We start from the raw sequence: 22,437 nt of genomic DNA, 5'->3' as shown, positions 1-22,437 counted from the left end.
CTGGGCCGGAACCGCAGGCTGCGGGTTACCGGACCAGCGGCCTCCTGCGTTCCACCGCGCCGCTGAGCACGGCGACGCCGAGGCCGAGGACGGCCAGTACCGCTCCCACCAGGGCGGGGGCCACGTAGCCCCAGCCCCACGCGATGACGAGGCCGCCGAGGAAGGCGCCCAGGGCATTGGCCACGTTGAGGGCGGCGTGGTTCAACGAGGATGCCAGCGACGGCGCGTCGGGCGAGGCGTCGAGGAGGCGGGTCTGCAGCGCCGGAACGAGCATGGAACCGGCCGCGCCCACCACAAAGACCATCACGTAAGCGGACCACGGCCAGTGCACCGCCACCGCGTAGACCACGAGCGCCACGGCCACGCCCGGCAGGACCCAGTAGATGGTGCCCATCACGGACCGGTCCGCGATGCGGCCGCCGACGATGTTGCCCGCCACCATGCCCACACCGTAGAGCGCGACGACGAGCGGCAGCCATTCCGCCGGGATGCCGGCCACTGAGGTCATCGTGTGGGCGATGTAGGTGTACGTGGCGAAGAAGCCGCCGAAACCGACGATGCCGATCAGGATGGCCAGCCAGACCTGCAGCCGCTTCAGCGCGCCGAGTTCGCGCCGGATGCTGGCGTCCGCGTGGGGCTGCTGAAACGGCACGAACTTCCAGAGCATGGCCATGGTGGCAATCCCGATCAGGCCGACCAGCAGGAAGAGCAGGCGCCAGCCGAAGTTCTGGCCCAGCCACGTCCCGAACGGCACACCGATCACGTTGGAAACGGTCAGCCCGGCCATCACCATGGAGATCGCCCAGCCGCGCCGGGTCGGGGCCACCAGCGACGAGGCGATGACAGCGGCAACCCCGAAGAAGGCGCCGTGCGGCAGCCCGGCGGCGAAGCGGGACACCAGCATGGTGCCGTAGTCCGGGGCGATGAAGGAGCTGAGGTTGGCGAGGCTGAAGAACAGCATGAGCCCCAGCGCGAGGTACTTGCGCGGGAGTTTGGCTCCGACCGCGGCCAGCACCGGGGCGCCGACCACCACGCCCAGGGCGTAGGCCGAGATCAGGTGCCCCGCCTCCGGAGTGCCGATGCCCAGGCCCTGCTCGACCTCCTTGAGCAGGCCCATCATGGTGAACTCCGTGGTGCCGATGCCGAATCCGCCCATGGCGAGGGAGATGATGGCGAGGGCGAGGTGGCGGGTGCCGGTCTTGGGCGTCGCGGGGGCGTCTTTGGTGATGGTCATCCGTCTGCTTTTCGGGAACGATCCCGGCCGGGGCCAGGAGAATGCGGCGTGGTGGATCGGCTTGTGCTATCAGTGGGGGCAACGCAGGACGCGGGGCCCGGTATTCCGGCGCCCGGCGTGGCGCGCCCCACCATTGTCCCCCGGCAGCGGGCGCCGGGCGGCCTCTAGACTGGTGGACGTGACTGAACTCATCAGCGTCGTCGGCGGCGCAGTAGTGGATTCCCTGGCCGCCCCCCGCACCCTCCTGGTGGCACGGCGGACGGCGCCGCCCCAGTTCGCCGGCATGTGGGAGTTCCCCGGCGGCAAGGTGGATCCGGGCGAAGCCCCGGAGGGTGCCCTGCACCGTGAACTGTACGAGGAGCTCGGCGTGGAGGTCCGGCTGGGGGCGGAACTGCCCGCCGAGGCCCCGACCGGTTGGCCGCTGAACGAACGGGCGGCCATGCGGGTCTGGTTCGCGGAGCTGGCCGCTGGCACCCCGCAGCCGCTGGAGGACCACGACGAGCTGCGCTGGGTGCCGCTGGAGGACCCGTCGGAGGTCCTGGGCCTGCCTTGGATCCCGGCCGACCTGCCGATCGTCGAAGCACTCCTGGCAGCCGTTGGAGCCGAACCCTCGCCAAACTGAGCCCTGTGTGCCTACTCTTGGGCCAACCGAGAGGAGCTGGGTGTGCAGGTCGGGGTCAGACGGGAAGAGCGAGCGGGCGAACGCCGGGTTGCGGCGACACCGGAGACGGTGCGGCAACTAACGGGCCTGGGCCTGGCACTGCTGGTGGAGTGCGGGGCCGGGGCCGAGTCCGGCTACGACGACGCCGACTACGAGGCGGCGGGCGCGGCCCTCACCCCGGAGCTCCCGCTGAAGGCCCTCGACGTCCTGTTGCACGTCCGTCCGCTCACGCCAGAGACCGCCGCCGCGCTGCGGCCGGGCGCCGTCACCATCGGTTTCGCCTCCCCGGCCTCGGAACTGCCGGCCGTCGGGGCCCTGGCCGCCGCCGGGGTGACGTCTTTTGCCCTGGAACTCGTTCCCCGGATCTCTCGCGCCCAGTCCATGGATGCCCTCAGTTCCCAGTCCCTGGTCGCCGGCTACCGCGCCGTCCTGGAAGCCGCCGTGCGGTACCCGAGGTTCTTCCCGCTCTACATGACCGCCGCTGGCACCATCCCGCCGGCCAGGGTGCTGGTCCTCGGCGTCGGCGTCGCGGGCCTGCAGGCGATCGGCACCGCCAAGCGGCTCGGTGCCCGGGTTTCCGCGAACGACATCCGGGCGGCCTCCGCCGACGAGGTCGCCTCGATGGGCGGCACCTTCATCAATCTCGACCTCGACACCCGGGCAGCGGGCGCGTCCGCCGAGGGCAGCGGCGGCTACGCCCGGGAACTCGGCGAGGACCGGGCCGCCCGGCAGCGCGCGCTGCTGGCGCCGCACGTCGCCGCCGCGGACGTGCTCATCACCACGGCCGCGATCCCGGGCCGGGACGCCCCGCTCCTCGTCACCGCCGACATGGTGGCCGGCATGCGGGCCGGGTCCGTCGTGGTGGATCTCGCCGCCGAGTCCGGCGGCAACGTCGAGGGCGTCATCGCCGGCCGGGACGTTTTGGTGCCGGTCGCCGGCGGCGCCGTGACCTTGGTGGGGATGCAGGACGCGGCGTCCGCTCTCGCCTCCGACGCGTCCCGCCTCTACGCCAAGAACGTCGCCAACCTGCTCGCCCTGATGACCTCGGACGGTACGGTGGCACCGGACTTCGACGACGACGTCGTCGCCGGAGCCTGTCTGACCCACGACGGCGCCGTCCGCCACGCCGGCACGGCGGCAGCTATGGAGGCGCACACGTAATGGACGCAGTCACGTTACTCACGGTGGTGGTCCTCGCCGTCTTCGTTGGCTTTGAAGTCGTCTCGAAGGTCACCAGCAAACTGCACACGCCGCTGATGTCCGGCGCCAATGCGATCCACGGCATCATCCTGGTCGGGGCCATCATCGTGGCGGGCCAGGCCGACGATCCCTGGCTGCTGGCCGTGGCCCTGCTGGCGGTGGCCCTCGCCACCGTCAACCTTGTGGGAGGCTTTGTGGTCACGGACCGGATGCTGGAAATGTTCGGACCGCGGAAAGCAGCCGGCGTGCACCCGGCGGACGGCGCCGGGACGTCGGCTGGCACATCGGAAGCATCCGGCCGGGCGGGGGAGGGGCGCCCATGAGCTTCCTCTCTCCCGCCTGGACCGCGCTGCTCTACCTCGTGGCAGCGGTGTGCTTCATCCTGGCGCTGAAGGGCCTCAGCTCTCCCCGGACGGCCCGGCGCGGAAACGCCATCGGCGCCGCCGGGGCCGCGGTGGCCGTTGTGACCGTGTTCCTCTCTGCGCGGTTGGAGAACATCCCGCTGATCCTGGCCGCCATTGCCTTCGGCACCGCCCTGGCAGTTCCTGTCGCCCGGCGCGTGCAGATGACGCAGATGCCCCAATTGGTGGCCTTGTTCAACGGCGTCGGCGGCGGCGCGGCCGCGCTGGTCGCGGTGCTGGAGCTCGGTCACAGCGCTGACTCCTGGGTCCGGCTGGCGGTCGTCTTCACCATGCTGGTGGGCGCGGTGTCCTTCGCCGGCTCGGCCGTCACGGTCGGGAAGCTGCAGGAGCTGATCAGCACCCGCCCGCTGCTGTTCCCCGGCATGCCCGTGGTGATGGCGGTCGTACTAGTGGGGGCGCTCGCCGCCGGTGGCTTCGTCGTGGGGACGGGCTCGCCCGGCTGGGCCGGCGCGCTGCTGGTCCTCGGCCTGGCCGCGGGCCTGCTGCTCGTGCTTCCGGTCGGCGGCGCCGATGTTCCCATCGTGATCTCGCTGCTGAACGCCTTCACCGGCCTCGCCGTCGCGGCCTCCGGAATCGTGCTGGGGAACGTGCTGCTGCTCGTCGCCGGCACACTCGTCGGCGCCAGCGGCACCATCCTGACCAAGGTGATGGCCTCCGCCATGGGCCGCGGCGTGGCCGGGATTATGTTCGGCGCCTTCCGGGGCGGGTCCACCGCAGGCTCGACCACGCTCAGCGACCGGCCGGTGCGCTCCTCCTCGGCCGAGGACGTCGCCGTCCAGCTCGGGTACGCCCAGCGCGTCGTGATTGTGCCCGGCTACGGCCTCGCCGTTGCGCAGGGCCAGCACACCGTGGCCGAACTCGCCACCGCCCTGACCGCCCGGGGAGTCGACGTCGTCTTCGCCATCCACCCCGTCGCCGGCCGGATGCCCGGGCACATGAACGTGCTGCTGGCCGAGGCGAACGTGCCCTACGAGTCGCTGCGGGAACTCGAAGAAGTCAATCCGGAGTTCGCGAGCACCGACATCGTCCTGGTGGTGGGCGCCAACGACGTCGTGAACCCGGCCGCGAAGTCATCGCCGGGGTCACCTATCTTCGGGATGCCGATCCTGGAGGTGGTCGAGGCCCAGCAGGTGGTGTTCCTCAAACGCTCGATGCGCCCGGGCTTTGCCGGCATCGAGAACGAGTTGCTGCACGATCCGAAGACCACCCTGCTGTTCGGTGACGCCAAGGATTCGCTCTCTAAGGTCCTCGGCGCGGTCAAGATCCTCTAGGGCAACGGGCCGGTCCGGCAGGGTCGAGCAGGGCAGCCCAGGGTCTGCAGGGAGCGTGGGTCCTCAGAACAGCGTGGGCTGCGCGGCACCGGCATGGGCCACCGATGCGTTGCCCGCGAACGCCCGTTGTGCCGCCGGGTCGGGAATGCTGCCGGCCGGGTACTGGGCCTCCTCTTCCCTGGGATCGTCGTCGAGGTCGCGGTGGCTGAACCCCGAGGAGCCCAGGAAGCCATGCCGGGACTTGAAGTAGCGGATCCGGCCGGCCAGCCAGGCCCGGTACTCCTTCGAGGCGTAGGACCCGCTGCCGTACAGCCGGCGGTACTTGCCGGCGAGCTGCGGGTGCTCCTTGGCGATCCACTGCATGAACCATTCCCGGGTACCGGGCTTGAGGTAGAGCGCCCCGGCGGTGACGCCGGTAGCGCCGGCGGCGGCAAGCGAGCCGAAGAGGGAATCCAGCGCTTCGTCGGAGTCGGAGAGCCAGGGCAGGATGGGCATCGCCATCACACCGCAGGGAAGTCCCGCCTCACGCAGCCGGGAGACCAGTTTGAGCCGGGCCCGCGGTCCGGGAGTCCCCGGTTCGACCGCCTCGGAGAGCCGCTCGTCGGTCATCGCCAGCGAGATCCCCACGCCCACGGGAACCTGGGCGGCCGCGTGCTTGAGCAGCGGGATGTCGCGGGCCAGCAGCGTGCCCTTGGTGAGGATGGACAGGGGAGTGCCGGAGTCTGCGAGGGCGCCGATAATGCCGGGCATCAGCTGGTACCGGCCCTCGGCGCGCTGGTACGGGTCCGTGTTGGTGCCAAGGGCGACATGGTGCCGCTGCCAGGACGGCTTGGCGAGTTCCTTGCGCAGGACCTCGGCCGCGTTGATCTTGACCACCACCTGGCTGTCGAAGTCCAGGCCGGCGTCGAAGTCGAGGTAGGTATGGGTCTTGCGGGCGAAGCAGTAAACACAGGCGTGACTGCAGCCCCGGTACGGGTTTACGGTCCATTCGAACGGCATCCGGGAACCGGCGGCCACCTTGTTGAGCACCGATTTGGCAGTGACCTCATGGAAAGTGACCCCGGCAAACTCAGGGGTGGAGACGGAGCGAACCAATCCGGCCAGCGGCAGCAGCGCGGGAGCGGTCGGGCCCGCGCCGGAGGCGGAATCCCCGGACAGCTGCCCACCGCCTGTGGCGTCAGTTTCACCGGCTGGTCTGAGTGCCTGCGCGTCCCATCTCATTACTACATTCGAATATATGTTCGATCTTAAGTCAAGGACGTTGGGCTTGATGACCAACGCGGCGTTGCTAGGCTGGGCCCATGATTCTCCTGACCGGGTTCGAACCGTTTGGCGGCGAAACCACCAACCCGTCCTGGACCGCGGCGCGCGAGGCGGCGGCCCTGCTACGGGCCGAGGGACACGAGGTCGCGGCGGTAGAGCTGCCCTGCGTCTTCGGGGACGCCGTCGCCGTCCTGCAGGCCGCCCTCGCGGAGCACCGGCCTGCGCTGGTGGTCTGCGCGGGCCAGGCCGGGGGCAGGGCCCGCATCTCGCTGGAGCGGGTCGCGATCAACTGCGACGACGCGCGGATCCCGGACAACGCGGGCAACGCCCCCGTCGACGAGCCGGTAGTACCCGGCGGCCCGGCGGCCTACTTCAGTACCCTGCCGGTGAAGGCGGCACTGGAGGCGCTGGGCACCGCCGGCATTCCCGCCGAGGTGTCCCAGACAGCCGGCACCTACGTCTGCAACCACGTCTTCTACGGCCTGATGCACGCCCTGCGGCTCACCCCAGGCGCCCGGGGCGGCTTTGTGCACGTCCCGTTTGGACCCGACCAGGTCCCAGCGGGGAGCGGCCTGGCCTCGCTGCCGCTGGAGCACATGACGCAGGCGCTCGCCGTCGTCGTCCGGACCGCGCTGGCGACGACGGCGGACCTCAAGCTCGCCGCCGGCGCCACGCACTAGCGCCACCCACCAGCGCCGTAACTGGTCAGTCCAGCAGTTCCCAGACAACGCCGACGGCCGCGGTGACGCCGGCCGCGCCCGCCTCGACGGTCAGCGGCTCGGACGCCACGGCTCGCTGCATCGCGGCCAGCGGGAGTGGCGGTGCGGTGCCCGGCTGCTGGGTCACCGAGATCGCCCTGCCCAGCCGGGCGCCGGCCAGTGCGGCGAAATGTTCCGCTGCCGCCCGGGCGTTGTGCCACGCGGCCTCCCGGGCGCGGGCTTCGACCGCGGCGGGATCGGCGAAGCCGAGTTCGAGTCCGTTGAGGCGCGCGTCGTCCCCGGCGGCCCCGACCGCCGCCGCAATGAGCCCGGAGGACGCCGCCAGGTCGCGAAGCCGGACGGTGAGCATGCTGGAGGCCAGGTAGCCGGAGACGATTTGGCCCCGTCCCTCCTGCCAGCTGACCTCGGCCCGGACGTTCAGCCCGGTGGTGGTGATGTCCGGATTCCCGACGCCGTGATCCCGGAGCACGGCCGTGATCGCGGACGAGGCCCGGGCGGCGTCCCGGTACGCCGCGTCCACGCCCGGTCGCCGGCATTCGACGCCGAGCGAGAGCGTCAGCAGGTCCGGCGCCGCCTCCGCGGTGCCGGACCCGGTGACCGAAATGGATCTGGGAGTGTCCGTCATGTGATGCCTCGTTCCGTTCGGGGGTCGGAAGTGGCCGGCGGGTAGCCGCCGGCCTGGAGCCCGGCGTGGCGCTCAAAAAAATTGGCGGACCCGGGGTTGCCGGTCCGGAGCAGGGACCAGGCCGCCGCCAGGAAGTACAGCGGCAGGAACGGCACCCCGAGGCACCAGGCGTACTGGGTGGCGTGCCGCTCTTCGTGCCCCAGCAGTACCGGGTTGGCCATGGCCTCCTCCGGCCCGGCACGGAAGAGCACCACGTTGCCCACGGTGAACGCCGCCGCGAACGGCAGGCGCCAGCGGTAGCCGGTGGCCAGGAGCAGACCGCGCGGGCCGCGGCGGAGCCTGGTCCGGGCGCAGGCCGCCAGCAACAGCCCCAGCGGGGTCGTCGCATTCACCGCGTTGGCGAACTGCCGCAGCCGCTGTCCGGGAGTCATGAGGCCATGCTAGCGGGGCACCCGCCGACGGGATACGCCAGCGGGATACGACGCCGGGGGGAGGCGGGACCGCCGGGACCGCCGGCGCCGCCGTCACGTTCGGGCACCTGAGTGGCTTCAACTAGACTGAGGGGGAGCGCCCGCCGGAGCGATTTTGGCGAGCCCTGCCCTTTGCCAACGCACTGGCACCTGCTCCTGTTGAAGGCCTGCGTGCGTTGGCATGAACCGACTCGTAGCTAAGAACAGTAGATGACTGAAACTTTGCCGGGCGCCGCCGTCCCGAACCCTCTGGATGAAGCCGCCATCACCGCCGCCGTAGACCAGGCCGTCGCCGCCATTGCCGCGGCCTCGACGCTCGATGAACTCAAGACCGTGCGGCTCGCCCACACCGGGGAGAAATCCGCGCTGAGCCTCGCCAACCGGGAGATCGGCGGGCTGCCCAAGGACCAGAAGGCCGCAGCCGGCAAGCTGATGGGCGCCTCCCGCGGACGCGTCAACAAGGCGCTCGCGGACCGCACCGCCGAGCTCGAGGCTGAGAACGACGCCCGCATCCTGGTCGAGGAGACGGTGGACGTCACCGCCGCCCCGCGCCGCCGTCGTGCCGGCGCCCGCCACCCCCTCTCCACCCTGCAGGACCGGGTCGCGGACATCTTCGTGGGGATGGGCTGGGAAATCGCCGAGGGCCCCGAGGTCGAGTCCGAGTGGTTCAACTTCGATGCGCTGAACTTCAAGCCGGACCACCCCGCCCGCGAAATGCAGGACACCTTCTTCGTGGAGCCGCCCGAGGCGCACCTGCTGATGCGCACCCACACCTCCCCGGTGCAGGTCCGCTCCATGCTCGAACGCGAAGTCCCGATCTACGTGCTGTGCCCGGGCAAGGTCTTCCGCACCGACGAACTCGACGCCACGCACACCCCGGTGTTCCACCAGTTCGAGGGCCTGGCCATCGACAAGAAGCTGAGCATGGCGGACCTGCGCGGCACCCTGGAGCACTTCGCGCGCCAGATGTTCGGCGACGAGGCCCAGATCCGGCTGCGCCCCAACTACTTCCCGTTCACCGAGCCGTCCGCGGAGCTGGACATCTGGCACCCGGGCGCCAAGGGCGGCCCGCGCTGGATCGAGTGGGGCGGCTGCGGCATGGTCAACCCCAACGTGCTCCGCGCAGCCGGCATCGATCCGGACGTTTATTCAGGTTTTGCCTTCGGCATGGGCATCGAGCGCACCCTCATGTTCCGCAATGAGGTCGGCGACATGCGCGACATGATCGAAGGCGATGTACGTTTCAGCGAGCACTTCGGGATGGAGATCTAAACAGTGCGTATACCACTTTCCTGGCTGCGTGAATTTGCAGCCGTACCGGCCGGAGCGAGCGCCGAAGACGTGATGGCGGACCTCGTCAAGGTCGGCTTTGAAGAAGAAGCGGTCCACCGCCCCACCGACGCCCTGCAGGGCCCCGTGGTGGTGGGCCAGGTCCTGAGCATCGTCAAGGAACCGCAGACCAACGGCAAGACCATCAACTGGTGCCAGGTCCGGGTGGTCCCGGAAGGACAGCAGCAGACCCTGACGGGGGAGGGCATCGACCCGTCCGGCGTCCAGGGCATCATCTGTGGCGCCCACAACTTCGTGGAAGGCGACAAGGTGGTGGTCACCCTTCCCGGCGCCGTGCTGCCCGGCGACTTCCGCATTTCCGCCCGCAAGACCTACGGGCACCTCTCCGCCGGCATGATCGCCTCCGTGCGCGAGCTCGGCATCGGCGAGGACCACGACGGCATCCTGGTGCTCTCCCGGATCGGGCTGGACCCGGAAATCGGCACCGACGCCATGGAACTGCTGGGCCTCTACGACCAGGCCGCCGAAATCAACGTCACCCCGGACCGCGGCTACGCGTTCTCGATCCGCGGCGTGGCCCGGGAGTACGCCCACGCCACCGGCACGCCCTTTACCGACCCGGCTTCCAAGGTCCAGGCTCCCTCGGACCTCAGCGGCGGCTACGGCGTGAAGCTCAACGACGACGCCCCGATCTACGGCAAGCCCGGCTGCGACCGCTTTGTGGCCCGCACCGTCCGCGGTGTCGACGCCACGAAGCCGACCCCGCCGTGGATGAGCTCCCGGCTCCGGCTCGCCGGCATCCGGTCCATCTCGCTGCCGGTGGACATCTCCAACTACGTCATGCTGGAACTCGGCCAGCCCACGCACTGCTACGACCTGGACACGCTGTCCGGCGATATTGTGGTCCGGCGGGCGGTGGCCGGCGAAAAGATCACCACCCTGGATGCGAAGGAACGCACGCTCGACGCCGAGGACCTCCTCATCACCGACGGCTCCGGCCCAATCGGCATCGCCGGTGTGATGGGCGGCGCCGCCACCGAGGTGTCCGACTCCACCACCAACGTCCTGGTCGAGGCCGCGCACTTCGACGAGGTCTCGATCGCACGCTCCCGCCGCCGCCACAAACTCCCGTCCGAGGCCTCCAAGCGCTTCGAACGCGGCGTCGACTGGCACATCGCCCCCGTGGCCGCCCAGCGGGTCGTTGACCTCCTGGTCGAGCTCGCCGGCGGAACCGCCGTGGCCGAGGGGACCGACGTCGGCACCGCACCGGACGCCGTCGCCGTCGAACTGCCCGCGGCCTTCGCCGCGGAGCGGATCGGCATCGACTTCACCGAGGACCAGATCCTGACCTGTCTGCGGGACCTCGGCGCCGTCGTCGAAAAGACCGGCACCGGCTACGCCGTCACGGCCCCGAGCTGGCGCACCGACCTGGAGACCAAGGAGGACCTCTCCGAGGAGATCGCCCGGCTGGTCGGCTACGACAACATCCCCGCCACCCTGCCGGTGGCGCCCCCGGGCCGCGGACTGACCCGCGTCCAGCAGCAGCGCCGGCGGCTGGTCCAGGCCCTGGCGGACGCTGGCCTCACCGAGGTGCTGGCCTATCCGTTCGTCTCCAAGGCCGCCAATGACACCTTCGGGACCCCCGAGGCCGGCGCGGAGCGCAAGGCGCTCAAGCTGGCCAACCCGATCAGCGAGGAGCACGGCTACCTGCGGACCTCCATCCTGCCGGGCCTGATCGAGGTCGCCAAGCGCAATCACTCCCGTGGCTTCCGCGACCTCGCGCTGTTCGAGTCCGGGCTGGTCTTCCTGCCCGGCGACACGCTGGGCACCGCCTCGATCCCGCCGCTGGGCGCCAAACCCTCCGACGAGGTGCTGGACGGCCTGTACGACGGCGTCCCGGACCAGCCGCTGTACCTCGCCGCGGTGCTGACCGGCCACGATTCGCCTGCCGCACCGGCGCATGCGCCCCGCGCCTGGGACTGGGCTGACGCGCTGGACATCGCCCGGCTTACCGGCGACGTCCTCGGCGTCGAGATCGTCATCAGCCAGGGCCAGCACCAGGCTTTCCACCCGGGACGGGCCGCGCAGTTGACGCTCCGCAACGGTGAGGTCCTGGGCTACGCCGGCGAACTCCACCCGAAACTGCTCGCGGCGCACGACATGCCGGCCCGCTCGGTGGCGCTGGAACTGAACGCCGATGCACTGTTCGAAGCCGCCGCCGACGTGATCGTCGCCCGGCACATCTCCACCTACCCGGTGGCCACCCAGGACGTTGCCCTCGTGGTGGCGGCAGAGGTTGCCGCGGACGAGGTGCTGGCCGCCCTGCGCGAGGGCGCGGGGGAGCTGCTCGAGGACGTCGCACTGTTCGACGTCTATGCCGGCAAGGGCATCGAAGAGGGCAAGAAGTCGCTGGCCTTCAACCTGCGCTTCCGCGCGGATGACCGGACGCTGACCGCGGACGAGGCCTCGGCGGCCCGGGACAGCGCGGTGGCGGCCGCGCACGAGCGGTTCGGTGCGGTCCAGCGCTAACGCCCGGGCGGTAAACACAGGAGGGCGGGACATTTGTCGCAGCTGATGGTGCGGTCGGTCCCGCCCTTCCGCGTCCCCGGCGCACCCGGGCAGGCGGCGGGCTCCGGCGACGAGCCGCTGGAGGCGGCGGCCCGCACGCTGTTGGACGACGTCGAACTCGGCCGGGCCCGGGATCTGGAACCCCGTCCGCGGGAGGCCTTCCTGGCCGGCAGGCTGGCGCTGCGGCGCTTCGCGGCGGAACTGCTGGGGGTGCCGGCGGCGGACCTTACGGCGGCCTACGACTGTCCGCAGTGCGGGCCCGGAAGTGCGCACGGCCGGCCCGGCTACGCGCTGCGCGGTGAACCGGTGCCGTTGCTGCTGAGCCTCTCGCGGAGCGCGGGATGGATCCTGATGGCTGCGGTCGCGGATCCTTCACCGGGGCTCCGGCTGGGCGTCGACGTGCAGGACCCGGCAGGCACGGATTTTGCCGGCTTCGACGCACTGGTGCTTGGCGCTGCGGAACAAGCGAGCCTGCGCGGATTGGCCGCCGCCGAGCTCCTGGCCGGCCGCGCCCGGCTCTGGGCCCGGAAGGAGGCCTGGCTCAAAGTGTGCGGCACCGGGCTGCGGACCGCGCCGGACACGGTGGAGGCTCTGGAGCACCCCGGCATCAGGGACTTGCCGCCCGCTGAATCCGGGCTGCCCGCGCACTTTGCTGCCGCCGTCGCCCTGGCCTGCGTTCCGAAGGGGGACTGACGGTGCTTCCGCGGCTCAGTCGGCGGGCAGCGGCGGCAGCGCCGCCTCGTAAAGCCAGGGGTGGAGCACTGCCTCGGCGTCGATCCCGGTGACCCGGTGCGCGGCCAGGATGAAGTCCTCCGTAGTGACCGAGCCGTGCCGGTGATTTCCGGTCCAGTCGTGCAGGAGCGCGAAGAACGCGAGGTCGCCGCACTTGAGCCGGATCGCGTGTAGGGCGAGGGCGCCGCGTTTGTAGACGCGGTCATCGAACATCAGCTCCGGCCCCGGGTCACCGACCAGCAGGTCCTGGGCCCCGCCATTGAGCCCCCGCCAGGCCGCCTTCGCCCGGTCGGTCACGGTCATGATGCCCGCCTCCTCGGACCAGATCCACTCGGCGTAGCAGGCGAAGCCCTCGTGCAGCCAGATGTCCTTCCAAGAGGCCGCCGTCAGCGAGTTCCCGAACCACTGGTGGGAGAGCTCGTGGGCGATCAGCCGCTGCGATTCCCAGTGCTGCTCCAGGTGGTTGCTGCCGAAAATGGACAGCGACTGGGCCTCCAGCGGGATTTCCAGGGCGTCTTCGGTCACCACGACGGTGTAGCCGGCGAACGGGTACGGCCCGAAGCAGCTGGTGAAGGTGCGCATCATCTCGGGCTGGCGGGCGAGTCCGGTGCGGGCCTGGGCGGACAGTTCCGCCGGCACGGCGGCGAGCTGGGCGACGTCGCCGGCGGCCCGGTCCGGGTTGAGGGGGAGTAATGCGTAGCGGCCGATCTGGACCGTGGCGAGGTAGCTCGCCATCGGTTCGGACTGCTCGTAGACCCAGGTTTCGCGGCTGGACCGGGCCTGGTGGGAGACCAGCACCCCGTTGCAGACGGCGCGGTAGTTAGCGTCGGTGGTCACCGCGATCCGGTAGCTGGCCTTGTCCCGCGGGTGGTCGTTGCAGGGGAACCAGGACGCCGCGCCGTTGGGCTGGCCGGCGACCAGGACGCCGTCGCTGAGCTCCTCCCAGCCGACTTCGCCCCAGAGCCCGCGGCGCGGGGCGGGATTGCCGTCGTAGCGGATGTCCAGGGTGAATTCGTCGCCGGGCAGCAGCGCCGGGTCCGGCACCACCACAAGGCGTTCGGCCCGCTGGGTGAACTTGCGCACCTTCCGGCCCGGCATCAGCACCTTGGTGGCCCGGAGTCCGGTCAGGTCCAGGACAATAGCGGAGCTCTGGCGCCGCGCAACGGCGTGCAGCGTCGCCCGGCCGGCGAGGTGGTTGCTGTTGATCCGGTAGTCGAGCTCCAGCTCGTAGCGGGTCACCCGGTAGACCTCGGTGCCGTGGCCGGGCATGTACGGGTCGGGGGCGTCGACGGGCAGTTCGGGAGGTAGTTCGGCGGGATATTCCTCGGCGGCTGAAGCGGTTGGACTCATTAAAAGGCCTTCAGTGGTTGCGGTGGGCGTGGTGCTCTCGGCATGGCCATCACGGGCGGGGCTACTTGGGCTTGGGGGCCGGGACGTCCGGGCCGCCCCACGGGCTGACCGGATTCCCCATCCAGTAGGTGGCGGCCGGCACGGTTTCCCCCCTCATCACGAGGGATGCCGGTCCGACTGTGCCCCCGGTGCCGATCCGGGCGCGCGGCAGGATGACCCCGTGCGGGCCCAGCGTGGCCCCGTCGTCGAGCGTAACAGTGTCGATGCTCATGACCCGGTCGTGGAACAGGTGGGTCTGGACCACGCAGCCGCGGTTGACCGTAGCGCTCCGGCCCAGGGTGACAAGGTCGGCCTCGGGGAGCCAGTAGCTTTCACACCACGTTCCGGCCCCGATCTTGGCGCCGAGCGCACGCAGCCACCACACCAGCGCCGGGCTGCCGGACGCGGCCCGCGCGAACCAGGGGGCGCTGACCATCTCGATGAAGGTGTCCACCACCTCGTTCCGCCAGATGAACGAGCTCCACAGCGGGTGCTCGCCGGCGCGGATGCGCCCCACCAGCAGCCACTTGGCGACGACGGCGCTGCCCGCGGCGGCCGCGCCGGCCAGCAGCACCACCACGCCGCCCAGGACCGCCGCCACGCCGTAATTGAAGGTGCCGGCCAGCCAGTCCAAGACCACGAGCACCCCCGCGGCCACGGCGACCGTGAGCACCACCGGGACAAAACGGCACAGCTCCCACAGGGCCCGGGCCAGCTTGAGCCGCGCCGGCGGCTGGAAGGTGCGGGTGTCGTCAGAGGCGATGGCGGTCCGTCGCAGCCGCACCGGCGGGCTGCCCAGCCAGGAGGTGCCGGACTTCGCTTTGGCAGGGGTCGCGGAGAGCACCGCCACGAGGGAGTTTTTGGGAACGTTCCGTCCCGCGGCCGTCATCCCGGAGTTACCAAGGAAGGAGCGTTTGCCCACCTTGGCCGGCGCAATCCGCATCCAGCCGCCGCCGAGCTCGTAGGACGCGATCAACGTGTCATCGGCCAGGAAGGCGCCCTCGCCCACGGTCGTCATTTTCGGGATCAGCAGCACGGTGGACGCCTCCACGTTACGGCCGATCCGGGCGCCGAGGAGCCGCAGCCAGACCGGGGTGAACAGGCTGGCGTAGACCGGGAAGAGCAGGTCGCGGGCCAGGTCAAGGACCCGTTCCGTCGCCCAGACCTGCCAGCCGATCCGGCTGCGCACCCGGTAGTAGCCGGCGCGCAGGCCGATCCCGAGGAGCCGGGTGGTGGCGAGGACCAGCACCAGGTTGGTGCCGAACCACGCCAGGGCGGCCAGCGGGAACGAGAGGGCCAGTTGCGGCAGCGCCGCGGCCAGCGAGTCCCGGCCCTGGATGAAGCCGAACATGACCAGTGCGGCCGCCGCGGCGGACAAGTAGGGGATCAGGGCCAGCACGGCCGAGGCTGAGGCGAAGCCGGCAAACCATAACCGCCCGATCAGGCGGTGCTCCGGCGGGCTGTCCGGCCAGCCTTGTTTGGCCTTGCCCCGGCGTTCCGCCGGGGACCCGGCCACCAGGTGGCCGGCCTTGACCCGGCCGAGGACGGCGGAGCCTGGTTCCACCTGCGCCCCGGCACCGATGCTCGCGCCGGGCATGAGGGTGCTGCGGGCCCCGACGACGGCCCCGGCGCCGATCCGGATCGCGCCGATGTGGACGGAGTCGCCGTCGATCCACCAGCCGGAGAGGTCGACCTCGGGCTCGACGTTGCAGCCGGTGCCCAGCGATAGCATTCCCGTGACGGGCGGCAGTGAGTGGAGCTGGACGTTGTTGCCGATGGTGGCGCCGAGGGCCCGGGCGTAGTACGGCACCCACGGCGCGCTGGCCAGGCTGATGGCGCCGGCCAGGTCCTGGATCTGCTCGGCCAGCCACAGGCGTAGATGGACCTTGCCCGAGCGGGGGTAGCTTCCCGGGGCGACGTTGCGCAGCAGCAGCCGGGCCGCGGCGACCGAGATTGCCATCCGCCCCGCGGGGCTCACGAATACCAGCCAGGATGCGGCCACCCACCACCAGGACAGCGTCGGCGCCGCGGTGAAACCGGCCAGGGACGCCAGCAGGTTGTTGGCCGCCATCAGGTAGGTCAGCCAGCGCATGCCGACGAGGATATGCAGCGGAACACCCAGCAGCGTCTGCGCCCACTGGGCGCGGCGGGAGGTGGGCCGCACGGATCGCTCGCCGGCGGCGGCGGCCCCGCCCTCCGGCAGGGACTGGCGGGCCGCGTCAATCAAGGCACCGACCCGGGGTGTGGCATAGATGTCCGCCACCGTGATGGTCGGGTAGCGGACCCGCAGCGCCGAGACGAGCTGGGCCGCTGCCAGGGACCCACCGCCGAAGGCAAAGAAGTCGGCGTCCAGGTCCGCGACGGTCCCGCCCAGCACGGCGCTCCACTGCTCAACGATCCAACGGGCGTCGTCGGGCAGGTTCAACGGCGCCGCCGCGGCGTCGGCAGCGCCCGCGCCGGCCAGCGGCCACGGCAGGGCGTGCCGGTCCACCTTGCCGCTGGTCTTGGTCGGCAGGGCGTCCACCACGGTGAGCAACGGAATCAGCGGCGCGGGCAGGCTGGAGGCGAGCAGTTCCCTCGCGGCCGCCAGATCCAGCTCCCGGCCGTCTGCCAGTGACAGATAACCGACCAGCACCTGGTTGCCGGCCGCCGTCGTGCGCACCGCCGCGGCCGCGCCGGCGACGTCGGGGAGCGCCTGGAGTGCGGCGTCGATCTCGCCGAGTTCGATCCGGCGGCCGCCGAGTTTGACCTGTTCGTCGGCGCGGCCCATGAAGAGCAGGCCCGCCCGCTCGTAGCGGACCAGGTCGCCGGAGCGGTAGGCGCGGGACCAGCCCAGGGCCGGTAGCGGCGCGTACTTTTCCGCGTCCTTGGCCGGATCGAGGTAGCGGGCCAGCCCGACGCCGCCGATGATCAGTTCCCCAATCCCGCCCTCGGGGACAGGCACCCCGTCGGAGCCGATGACGGCGAGGTCCCAGCCGTCCAGCGGGAGCCCGATCCGGACCGGTCCCGGCCCGCCCAGGGGCGCGGCGCAGGCGACGACGGTGGCCTCCGTGGGCCCGTAGGTGTTCCAGACCTCGCGGCCGTCCACGGCGAGGCGATCGGCGAGTTCGGGCGGGCACGCCTCGCCGCCGAAGATCAGCAGCCGGACGCTCTCCAGCGACTCGACCGGCCACAGCGCCGCGAGGGTGGGCACCGTGGAGACCACCGTGATGCCGTGGTTGATGAGCCAGGGCCCCAGGTCCATGCCGGTCCGGACCAGGGCGCGCGGCGCCGGAACCAGGCAGGCCCCGTGCCGCCACGCGAGCCACATTTCCTCGCAGGAGGCGTCGAAGGCCACCGAGAGCCCGGCCAGCACCCGGTCCTGGGGGCCCACCGGCTCGGCCTGCAGGAAGATCCGCGCCTCGGCGTCGACAAACGCGGCCGCGGAACTGTGCCGCACCGCGACGCCCTTGGGCGTGCCGGTGGATCCCGAGGTGAAGATCACCCAGGCGTCGTCGTCGGGGACCGGCTGCCTGGCGGCCGGGAACGGGCGGGGACGGCCGGTGTCCGCGACGATCGTGCCGCCGGCGCGCAGGATGCCGGAGACCCGGGCCTCGCCGAACACCAGTTTCGCCCGCTCGTCGGGATCGTCCGCGTCCACCGGAACGTAGGCGGCGCCCACGAACATGACGGCCAGGATCGAGATATAGAGCTCGTTGGTGCCCGAGGGGATCCGGACGCCGATCTTGTCCCCGGCGCCGAGGCCGGCCAGGTGCAGCTTCCGTGCGGCGGCCCGGACCTCGTCCATCAGCTGGGCGTAGCTGAGGGAACGGTGGCCGTCGTCGAGGGCCGAGGCGTCCGGGAAGCGGCTGGCGGTGTCCTGCAGGACATCGATCAGGGTCCGTTCCGGAGGCGCCGCGGAGGCGCCCGGCAGCTGCGCCTGGTAGGCGGGGCGCGCCGGGGGAGTGCCGCCGGCCGGCGTTTGCTGCTCATTCACAGCGTGATTCTCCTCGGGACAGGTGAACGGGAGAATTTGGTGTGGCTCCCGTGCGTGTTTAGGGGACCAGGATGACCTTGCCGGTGGTGCGCCGCTGCTCCAGGTCGGTGTGGGCCGCGGCGGCGTCGGCGAGGTCGTAGCGGGCGCCGATCCGGACCTTGAGGCTGCCGTCCGCCACGGCGGCGAAGAGCTCGTCGGAGCGCCAGCGGCGCTCCTGCGCGTCCTGGAGGAAGTGCGTGATGGTCGGCCGGGTCAGGTACAGCGAGCCGCCGGCGTTGAGCCGCTGCGGGTCGAACGGCGGCACCGGACCGGACGCCGCGCCGAAGAGCACGAGGGTCCCGCGGACCCGGAGGGCGGCCAGGGATCCGTCGAAGGTGTCCTTCCCGACGCCGTCGTAGACCACGTGCGCGCCGGCGCCGCCGGTCAGTTCCCGCACCTTCGCGGCGAAGCCGTCGTAACGCAGCACGTGGTCGGCGCCGGCCTCGCGGGCCAGCGCTTCCTTCTCGTCGGTGGAGACCGTGGTGATGACGTGCGCGCCCCTGGCCTTGAGCAGCTGGATCAGCAGCAGCCCGACGCCGCCGGCGCCGGCGTGCAGCAGCACGGTGTGGCCGGCTTCGACCTTGAAGGAGGAGTTGATCAGGTAGTGCGCCGTGATGCCCTGGAGGGGGAGGGCGGCCGCGGTGAAGTCGTCGACGCCGTGCGGCACCGGCAGCGCCTTGTCCGCGTCCACGAGGGCGTACCCGGCGTAGCAGTTGACGCCCTCGGCCGTCGCCACCCGGTCCCCGGCGGAGAAGCCGGTCACGCCGTCGCCGGTTTCCTCCACGGTTCCCGAGGCTTCGGAACCCGGGGTGAAGGGGTACTGCACCTTGTACACGCCGCTGCGCTTGTAGGTGTCAATGAAGTTCACGCCGACGGCGGCGACCTTGATCAGGAGCTGGCCGGGGCCCGGAACGGGACGGTCGACTTCTGCCAGTTCGAGGACCTCGGGTCCGCCGGACTGCCGGGCCACAATTGCGTGCGTCATGTGTCTCCTTTTGAAGTGCGGCGCTCTGGTTCATCGGCGCCCTGAGACCATCCTAGGGACCCGGGCGCGCCGGGCGAAGCATGCCCGGCAGGAGGCTAGTAACGGCGGGTAACGGTGGCCATTGGGCACTCGAAGTGCCGGCCGGCGGCGAGGCCGACGTCGTTGAGGTAGCGCACGATGATGCCGTAGGACTGCAGCAGGGTGGTTTCGGTGTACGGGACCTGGTGCGTGGCGCAGAACTCGCGGACGATCACGGCGGCCTTGTCCAGCTGCGGGCGCGCCATGTCCGGGAAGAGGTGGTGCTCGGCCTGGCGGTTGAGGCCGCCGAGCAGGATGTCCATAAAGCGGCCCCCGGAGATGTTCCGGGAGGTCAGGACCTGGCGGCTGAAGAAGTCCACCCGGCTGTCCGCGGGCAGCACCGGCATGCCCTTGTGGTTCGGGGCGAAGGAGGCGCCCATGTAGAAGCCGAAGACGGCCAGCTGCACGCCGATGAACGCGAACGCCATGCCCAGCGGCAGGAACGTGAAGGCGAGGACCGGAAGCAGGCTCAGGCGGGCCGCCAGGATGGGGAGCTCCACCCAGCGGTGTGTGACCTTGGCGCGGCGGACGATGAACCTGATCGAATCGATCTGCAGGCCCAGGCCCACCAGGAACAGCAGCGGGAAGAAGAACCAGCCCTGTTTGCGGGTCAGGAAGGAGAACCGGCCCTGCCGGGTGGCCGCCGCTTCCGGGAAGAACGCGATCGCGCCGGTGGCGATGTCCGGGTCCTTGGAAATGACGTTCGGGTGGTTGTGGTGCGCGCCGTGCTTCTGCTCCCACCAGGAGTAGCTGATCCCGGCCACGGAGGTGGCGAGCAGTCGCGCGGCCCAGTCGTTGGCGCGGCGCGAGGCGAAGATCTGCCGGTGGCCGGCCTCGTGGGCCAGGAAGCTCAGCTGGGTGCAGAGGATGCCCAGGGCCGCGGCGATGAGCAGCTGGAACCAGCTGTCACCAATCAGCGCGAAGCCGAACCAGGTGGCGGTCATCAGCAGGACCAAAACGGAGAACACTGTGAGGTAGAACCCGGTGCGGCGTTCCAGCAGGCCCTCGGCCTTGACGCGCTTGAGCAGCTCCGAGTAGCTCAGGACGACGGCGTTCGGCTGACGGACCCTGGGCTGCGGGCGCGCCGGAGAGTCGGCGGAAAGTGTGGTGGAGGGGGTCATGGAACGCATGCCTCGTAACTGTTACGGGCAACGTTGCAGCTGGCATTTGCAGCGGCACGGTCTGGATCACCCTCTGCCCAGCATACGCGGGCCAGCTGGGAACGGACCGGGTGCCGGACACACCCGACCGCATGCATAAATATCGGGCTCTATGCATAGTCTTGCTGTATACTCGTGGCTATGACTATTTCTGTTGCCGTCTCCGGTGCAAGCGGCTACGCCGGCGGCGAGGTCCTGCGGCTCCTGGCCGGTCATCCCGACGTCACCATCGGCGCCATCACCGCGCACAGCAACGCCGGTTCCAGACTAGGGGAATTGCAGCCGCATCTCCACGGTTTGGCAGGCAGGATCCTCGAGGACACCACCGTGGAGAACCTCGCCGGGCACGATGTCGTATTTCTCGCTCTGCCGCACGGCGCGTCCGCGGCGATCGCCGCCCAGCTGCCGGCCGGCACGGTCGTGATCGACGCCGGCGCGGACCACCGGCTGGAGGACCCGGCGGCGTGGGAGCAGTTCTACGGCTCGCCGCACGCCGGCACCTGGCCCTACGGCCTGCCCGAACTCCCGGGCCAGCGCGAGGCCCTGCGCGGCGCCAAACGGATCGCCGTGCCCGGCTGCTACCCGACGTCGGCCCTGCTGGCCCTCACCCCCGGCTTCAGCAACCACCTGCTCCAGGGCGACGACGTCGTGATCGTTGCCGCGTCCGGCACCTCCGGGGCCGGCAAGGCCGCGAAGGTGAACCTGATCGGCGCCGAAGTGATGGGCTCGATGAGCCCCTACGGCGTCGGCGGCGGGCACCGGCACACCCCGGAGATCGAGCAGGGACTCTCCAAGGCGCTGAATGCTCCGGTCACCGTCTCCTTTACCCCCACGCTGGCCCCGATGAGCCGAGGCATCCTCACCACCGCCACCGCGAAGGTGCGGCCGGGCGTGACGGCCGAGGAACTGCGCCGCGCGTGGGCCGAGGCCTACGACGAGGAGCCGTTCGTCCACCTGCTGCCGGAGGGCCAGTGGCCCTCCACCAAGTCCGTGCAGGGCTCCAACCACGCCGTGATGCAACTGGCGCTTGACGCCCGCGCCGGCCGCGTGATCGTCACCTGCGCCATCGACAACCTCACCAAGGGGACCGCCGGCGGCGCCGTGCAGTCCATGAACATTGCCCTCGGCCTGGCGGAAACCGCCGGCCTCGAACTGCAGGGAGTCGCACCGTGAGCATCACCGCCCCCCAGGGATTCCGGGCCGCCGGCGTCAAGGCCGGCCTCAAGGCCTCCGGGAACCCGGACCTGGCCCTCGTGGTCAACGACGGCCCCAACAAGGCCGCCGCCGCCGTCTTCACCTCCAACCGGGTGGCCGCGGCGCCGGTGCACTGGTCGCGCGAGGTCATCAAGGACGGCCGCGTGGACGCCGTCATCCTCAACTCCGGCGGCGCCAATGCCTGCACCGGGCCGCAGGGCTTCCAGAACACGCACACCACCGCGGAGAAGACCGCCGAGGTACTCGGTGCCTCCGCGACCGACATCTTTGTCTGCTCCACCGGCCTGATCGGCGAGCAGCTTCCGATGGACAAGCTGGTCCCGGCGATCACCGTCGCCGCCGGGGAACTGAGCGCCGACGGCGGCCCGGCAGCCGCCACCGCGATCATGACCACCGACTCGGTCTCCAAGCAGGCCGTGTTCACCGGCACCGACGCCGAGGGCCGCGAATTCACGATCGGCGGCATGGCCAAGGGCGCCGGCATGCTCGCCCCCGGCCTGGCCACGATGCTGGTGGTGCTCACCACGGACGCGGACGTCCAGCCCGAACTGCTCGACGTCGTCCTCCGCGACGCCACCCGCGTCACCTTCGACCGGGCCGACTCGGACGGCTGCATGTCCACCAACGACACCGTGGTGTTGCTCGCCTCCGGTGCCTCCGGCGCGGCCCCCTCCGCCGCCGACTTCGGCAAGGGCCTCACCCAGGTCTGCGCCGAACTGGCCCGCAAGCTGATCGGCGACGCCGAGGGCGCCAGCCACGACATCGCCATCCGCACCTTCAACGCCGCCAGCGAAAAGGACGCCGAGGTGGTCAGCCGGGCCGTGGCCCGCTCCAACCTCTTCAAGACGGCCATCTTCGGCAAGGACCCCAACTGGGGCCGGGTGCTCTCCGCCGTCGGCACCACCGACGCGGCCTTCGAACCGGACCAGCTCAATGTGTCGATGAACGGCGTGCAGATCTGCCGCAACGGCAGCATCGGCGACGACCGGAACCTCGTTGACCTGGAACCGCGCGAAGTCCTCGTCGAGATCGACCTGCAGGCCGGGACCGCCGAGGCGACCATCTGGACCAACGACCTCACGCACGACTACGTCCACGAAAACAGCGCCTACTCCAGCTAGGCAGTTCCCGGAGGGACAC

18 protein-coding genes are annotated in these 22,437 nt (G+C 70.8%); 10 read left to right on the top strand and 8 right to left on the bottom strand.

The window, feature by feature from the left end; all coding sequences use genetic code 11:
* Positions 1–25 precede the first annotated feature (25 nt).
* Entirely contained in the window at positions 26–1,234 is a 1,209-nt protein-coding gene (locus tag ABLI39_RS13095; protein WP_349413859.1) for an MFS transporter, read from the bottom strand.
* A 178-nt stretch (positions 1,235–1,412) separates the two neighbouring features.
* On the opposite strand from ABLI39_RS13095, the gene ABLI39_RS13090 reads away from it, so the two are divergent.
* The 4 genes from ABLI39_RS13090 to ABLI39_RS13075 are packed head-to-tail and all read left to right on the top strand — an operon-like array spanning position 1,413 to position 4,788.
* Positions 1,413–1,856, top strand: a complete 444-nt coding sequence (locus tag ABLI39_RS13090; protein WP_349413858.1) for a (deoxy)nucleoside triphosphate pyrophosphohydrolase — start codon at positions 1,413–1,415, stop codon at positions 1,854–1,856.
* 42 nt (positions 1,857–1,898) lie between these two features.
* Positions 1,899–3,056, top strand: coding sequence for a Re/Si-specific NAD(P)(+) transhydrogenase subunit alpha (locus tag ABLI39_RS13085; protein WP_349413857.1), 1,158 nt, complete (start codon positions 1,899–1,901; stop codon positions 3,054–3,056).
* Entirely contained in the window at positions 3,056–3,418 is a 363-nt protein-coding gene (locus tag ABLI39_RS13080) for an NAD(P) transhydrogenase subunit alpha part 2 (protein WP_349413856.1), read from the top strand. The genes ABLI39_RS13085 and ABLI39_RS13080 overlap by 1 nt, the downstream gene beginning before the upstream one ends.
* Complete coding sequence (locus ABLI39_RS13075; RefSeq protein WP_349413855.1) at positions 3,415–4,788, top strand: NAD(P)(+) transhydrogenase (Re/Si-specific) subunit beta; 1,374 nt, start codon at positions 3,415–3,417, stop codon at positions 4,786–4,788. The genes ABLI39_RS13080 and ABLI39_RS13075 overlap by 4 nt, the downstream gene beginning before the upstream one ends.
* Positions 4,789–4,851: 63 nt before the next feature.
* On the opposite strand, the gene ABLI39_RS13070 is transcribed toward ABLI39_RS13075, so the two are convergent.
* Positions 4,852–6,009: an Rv2578c family radical SAM protein gene (locus ABLI39_RS13070; protein WP_349413854.1), complete on the bottom strand. Its 1,158-nt coding sequence runs from the start codon at positions 6,007–6,009 to the stop codon at positions 4,852–4,854.
* 80 nt (positions 6,010–6,089) lie between these two features.
* Here ABLI39_RS13070 and pcp point away from each other — a divergent pair, with 80 nt between their 5' ends.
* Positions 6,090–6,731, top strand: a complete 642-nt coding sequence (gene pcp, locus ABLI39_RS13065; protein ID WP_349413853.1) for a pyroglutamyl-peptidase I — start codon at positions 6,090–6,092, stop codon at positions 6,729–6,731.
* A 25-nt stretch (positions 6,732–6,756) separates the two neighbouring features.
* On the opposite strand, the gene ABLI39_RS13060 is transcribed toward pcp, so the two are convergent.
* Both ABLI39_RS13060 and ABLI39_RS13055 read right to left on the bottom strand, forming a co-directional pair.
* Positions 6,757–7,395, bottom strand: coding sequence for an SIMPL domain-containing protein (locus ABLI39_RS13060; RefSeq protein WP_349413852.1), 639 nt, complete (start codon positions 7,393–7,395; stop codon positions 6,757–6,759).
* Entirely contained in the window at positions 7,392–7,826 is a 435-nt protein-coding gene (locus ABLI39_RS13055; RefSeq protein WP_349413851.1) for a hypothetical protein, read from the bottom strand. Before ABLI39_RS13055 ends, ABLI39_RS13060 begins: the two co-directional genes overlap by 4 nt.
* Before the next feature lie 249 nt (positions 7,827–8,075).
* Between ABLI39_RS13055 and pheS the strand changes: the two genes are divergently transcribed.
* Genes pheS through ABLI39_RS13040 form a run of 3 tightly spaced genes read left to right on the top strand, consistent with a single transcriptional unit; the run spans position 8,076 to position 12,416 of the window.
* Positions 8,076–9,137 carry a phenylalanine--tRNA ligase subunit alpha gene (pheS, locus tag ABLI39_RS13050; RefSeq protein ID WP_349413850.1) on the top strand — a complete coding sequence of 354 codons (1,062 nt, stop codon included), beginning with the start codon at positions 8,076–8,078 and terminating at the stop codon, positions 9,135–9,137.
* Positions 9,138–9,140: 3 nt separating this feature from the next.
* Complete coding sequence (gene pheT / locus ABLI39_RS13045; protein ID WP_349413849.1) at positions 9,141–11,684, top strand: phenylalanine--tRNA ligase subunit beta; 2,544 nt, start codon at positions 9,141–9,143, stop codon at positions 11,682–11,684.
* A 33-nt stretch (positions 11,685–11,717) separates the two neighbouring features.
* Positions 11,718–12,416: a 4'-phosphopantetheinyl transferase family protein gene (locus tag ABLI39_RS13040; protein ID WP_349413848.1), complete on the top strand. Its 699-nt coding sequence runs from the start codon at positions 11,718–11,720 to the stop codon at positions 12,414–12,416.
* A 15-nt stretch (positions 12,417–12,431) separates the two neighbouring features.
* On the opposite strand, the gene ABLI39_RS13035 is transcribed toward ABLI39_RS13040, so the two are convergent.
* From ABLI39_RS13035 to ABLI39_RS13020, 4 genes are all read right to left on the bottom strand, one after another.
* A complete protein-coding gene (locus ABLI39_RS13035; protein ID WP_349413925.1) occupies positions 12,432–13,724 on the bottom strand; it encodes a M1 family metallopeptidase in 1,293 nt (430 codons plus the stop codon).
* 142 nt (positions 13,725–13,866) lie between these two features.
* Entirely contained in the window at positions 13,867–17,820 is a 3,954-nt protein-coding gene (locus ABLI39_RS13030) for a Pls/PosA family non-ribosomal peptide synthetase (RefSeq protein WP_349413847.1), read from the bottom strand.
* Positions 17,821–17,878: 58 nt separating this feature from the next.
* Positions 17,879–18,844: a quinone oxidoreductase family protein gene (locus tag ABLI39_RS13025; protein ID WP_349413846.1), complete on the bottom strand. Its 966-nt coding sequence runs from the start codon at positions 18,842–18,844 to the stop codon at positions 17,879–17,881.
* 95 nt (positions 18,845–18,939) lie between these two features.
* Positions 18,940–20,043, bottom strand: coding sequence for a fatty acid desaturase family protein (locus ABLI39_RS13020; RefSeq protein WP_349413924.1), 1,104 nt, complete (start codon positions 20,041–20,043; stop codon positions 18,940–18,942).
* A gap of 180 nt (positions 20,044–20,223) precedes the next feature.
* Here ABLI39_RS13020 and argC point away from each other — a divergent pair, with 180 nt between their 5' ends.
* Positions 20,224–21,255 carry an N-acetyl-gamma-glutamyl-phosphate reductase gene (argC, locus tag ABLI39_RS13015; RefSeq protein ID WP_349413845.1) on the top strand — a complete coding sequence of 344 codons (1,032 nt, stop codon included), beginning with the start codon at positions 20,224–20,226 and terminating at the stop codon, positions 21,253–21,255.
* Positions 21,252–22,418 carry a bifunctional glutamate N-acetyltransferase/amino-acid acetyltransferase ArgJ gene (argJ, locus tag ABLI39_RS13010; RefSeq protein ID WP_349413844.1) on the top strand — a complete coding sequence of 389 codons (1,167 nt, stop codon included), beginning with the start codon at positions 21,252–21,254 and terminating at the stop codon, positions 22,416–22,418. Before argC ends, argJ begins: the two co-directional genes overlap by 4 nt.
* The last annotated feature ends 19 nt before the right edge of the window (positions 22,419–22,437 follow it).

The organism is Pseudarthrobacter sp. B907, assembly GCF_040137805.1.
Taxonomy (GTDB): domain Bacteria; phylum Actinomycetota; class Actinomycetes; order Actinomycetales; family Micrococcaceae; genus Arthrobacter.
The sequence above is the reverse complement of the archived record's forward strand: the minus strand, read 5'-3'. Positions and strand labels throughout refer to the sequence as shown.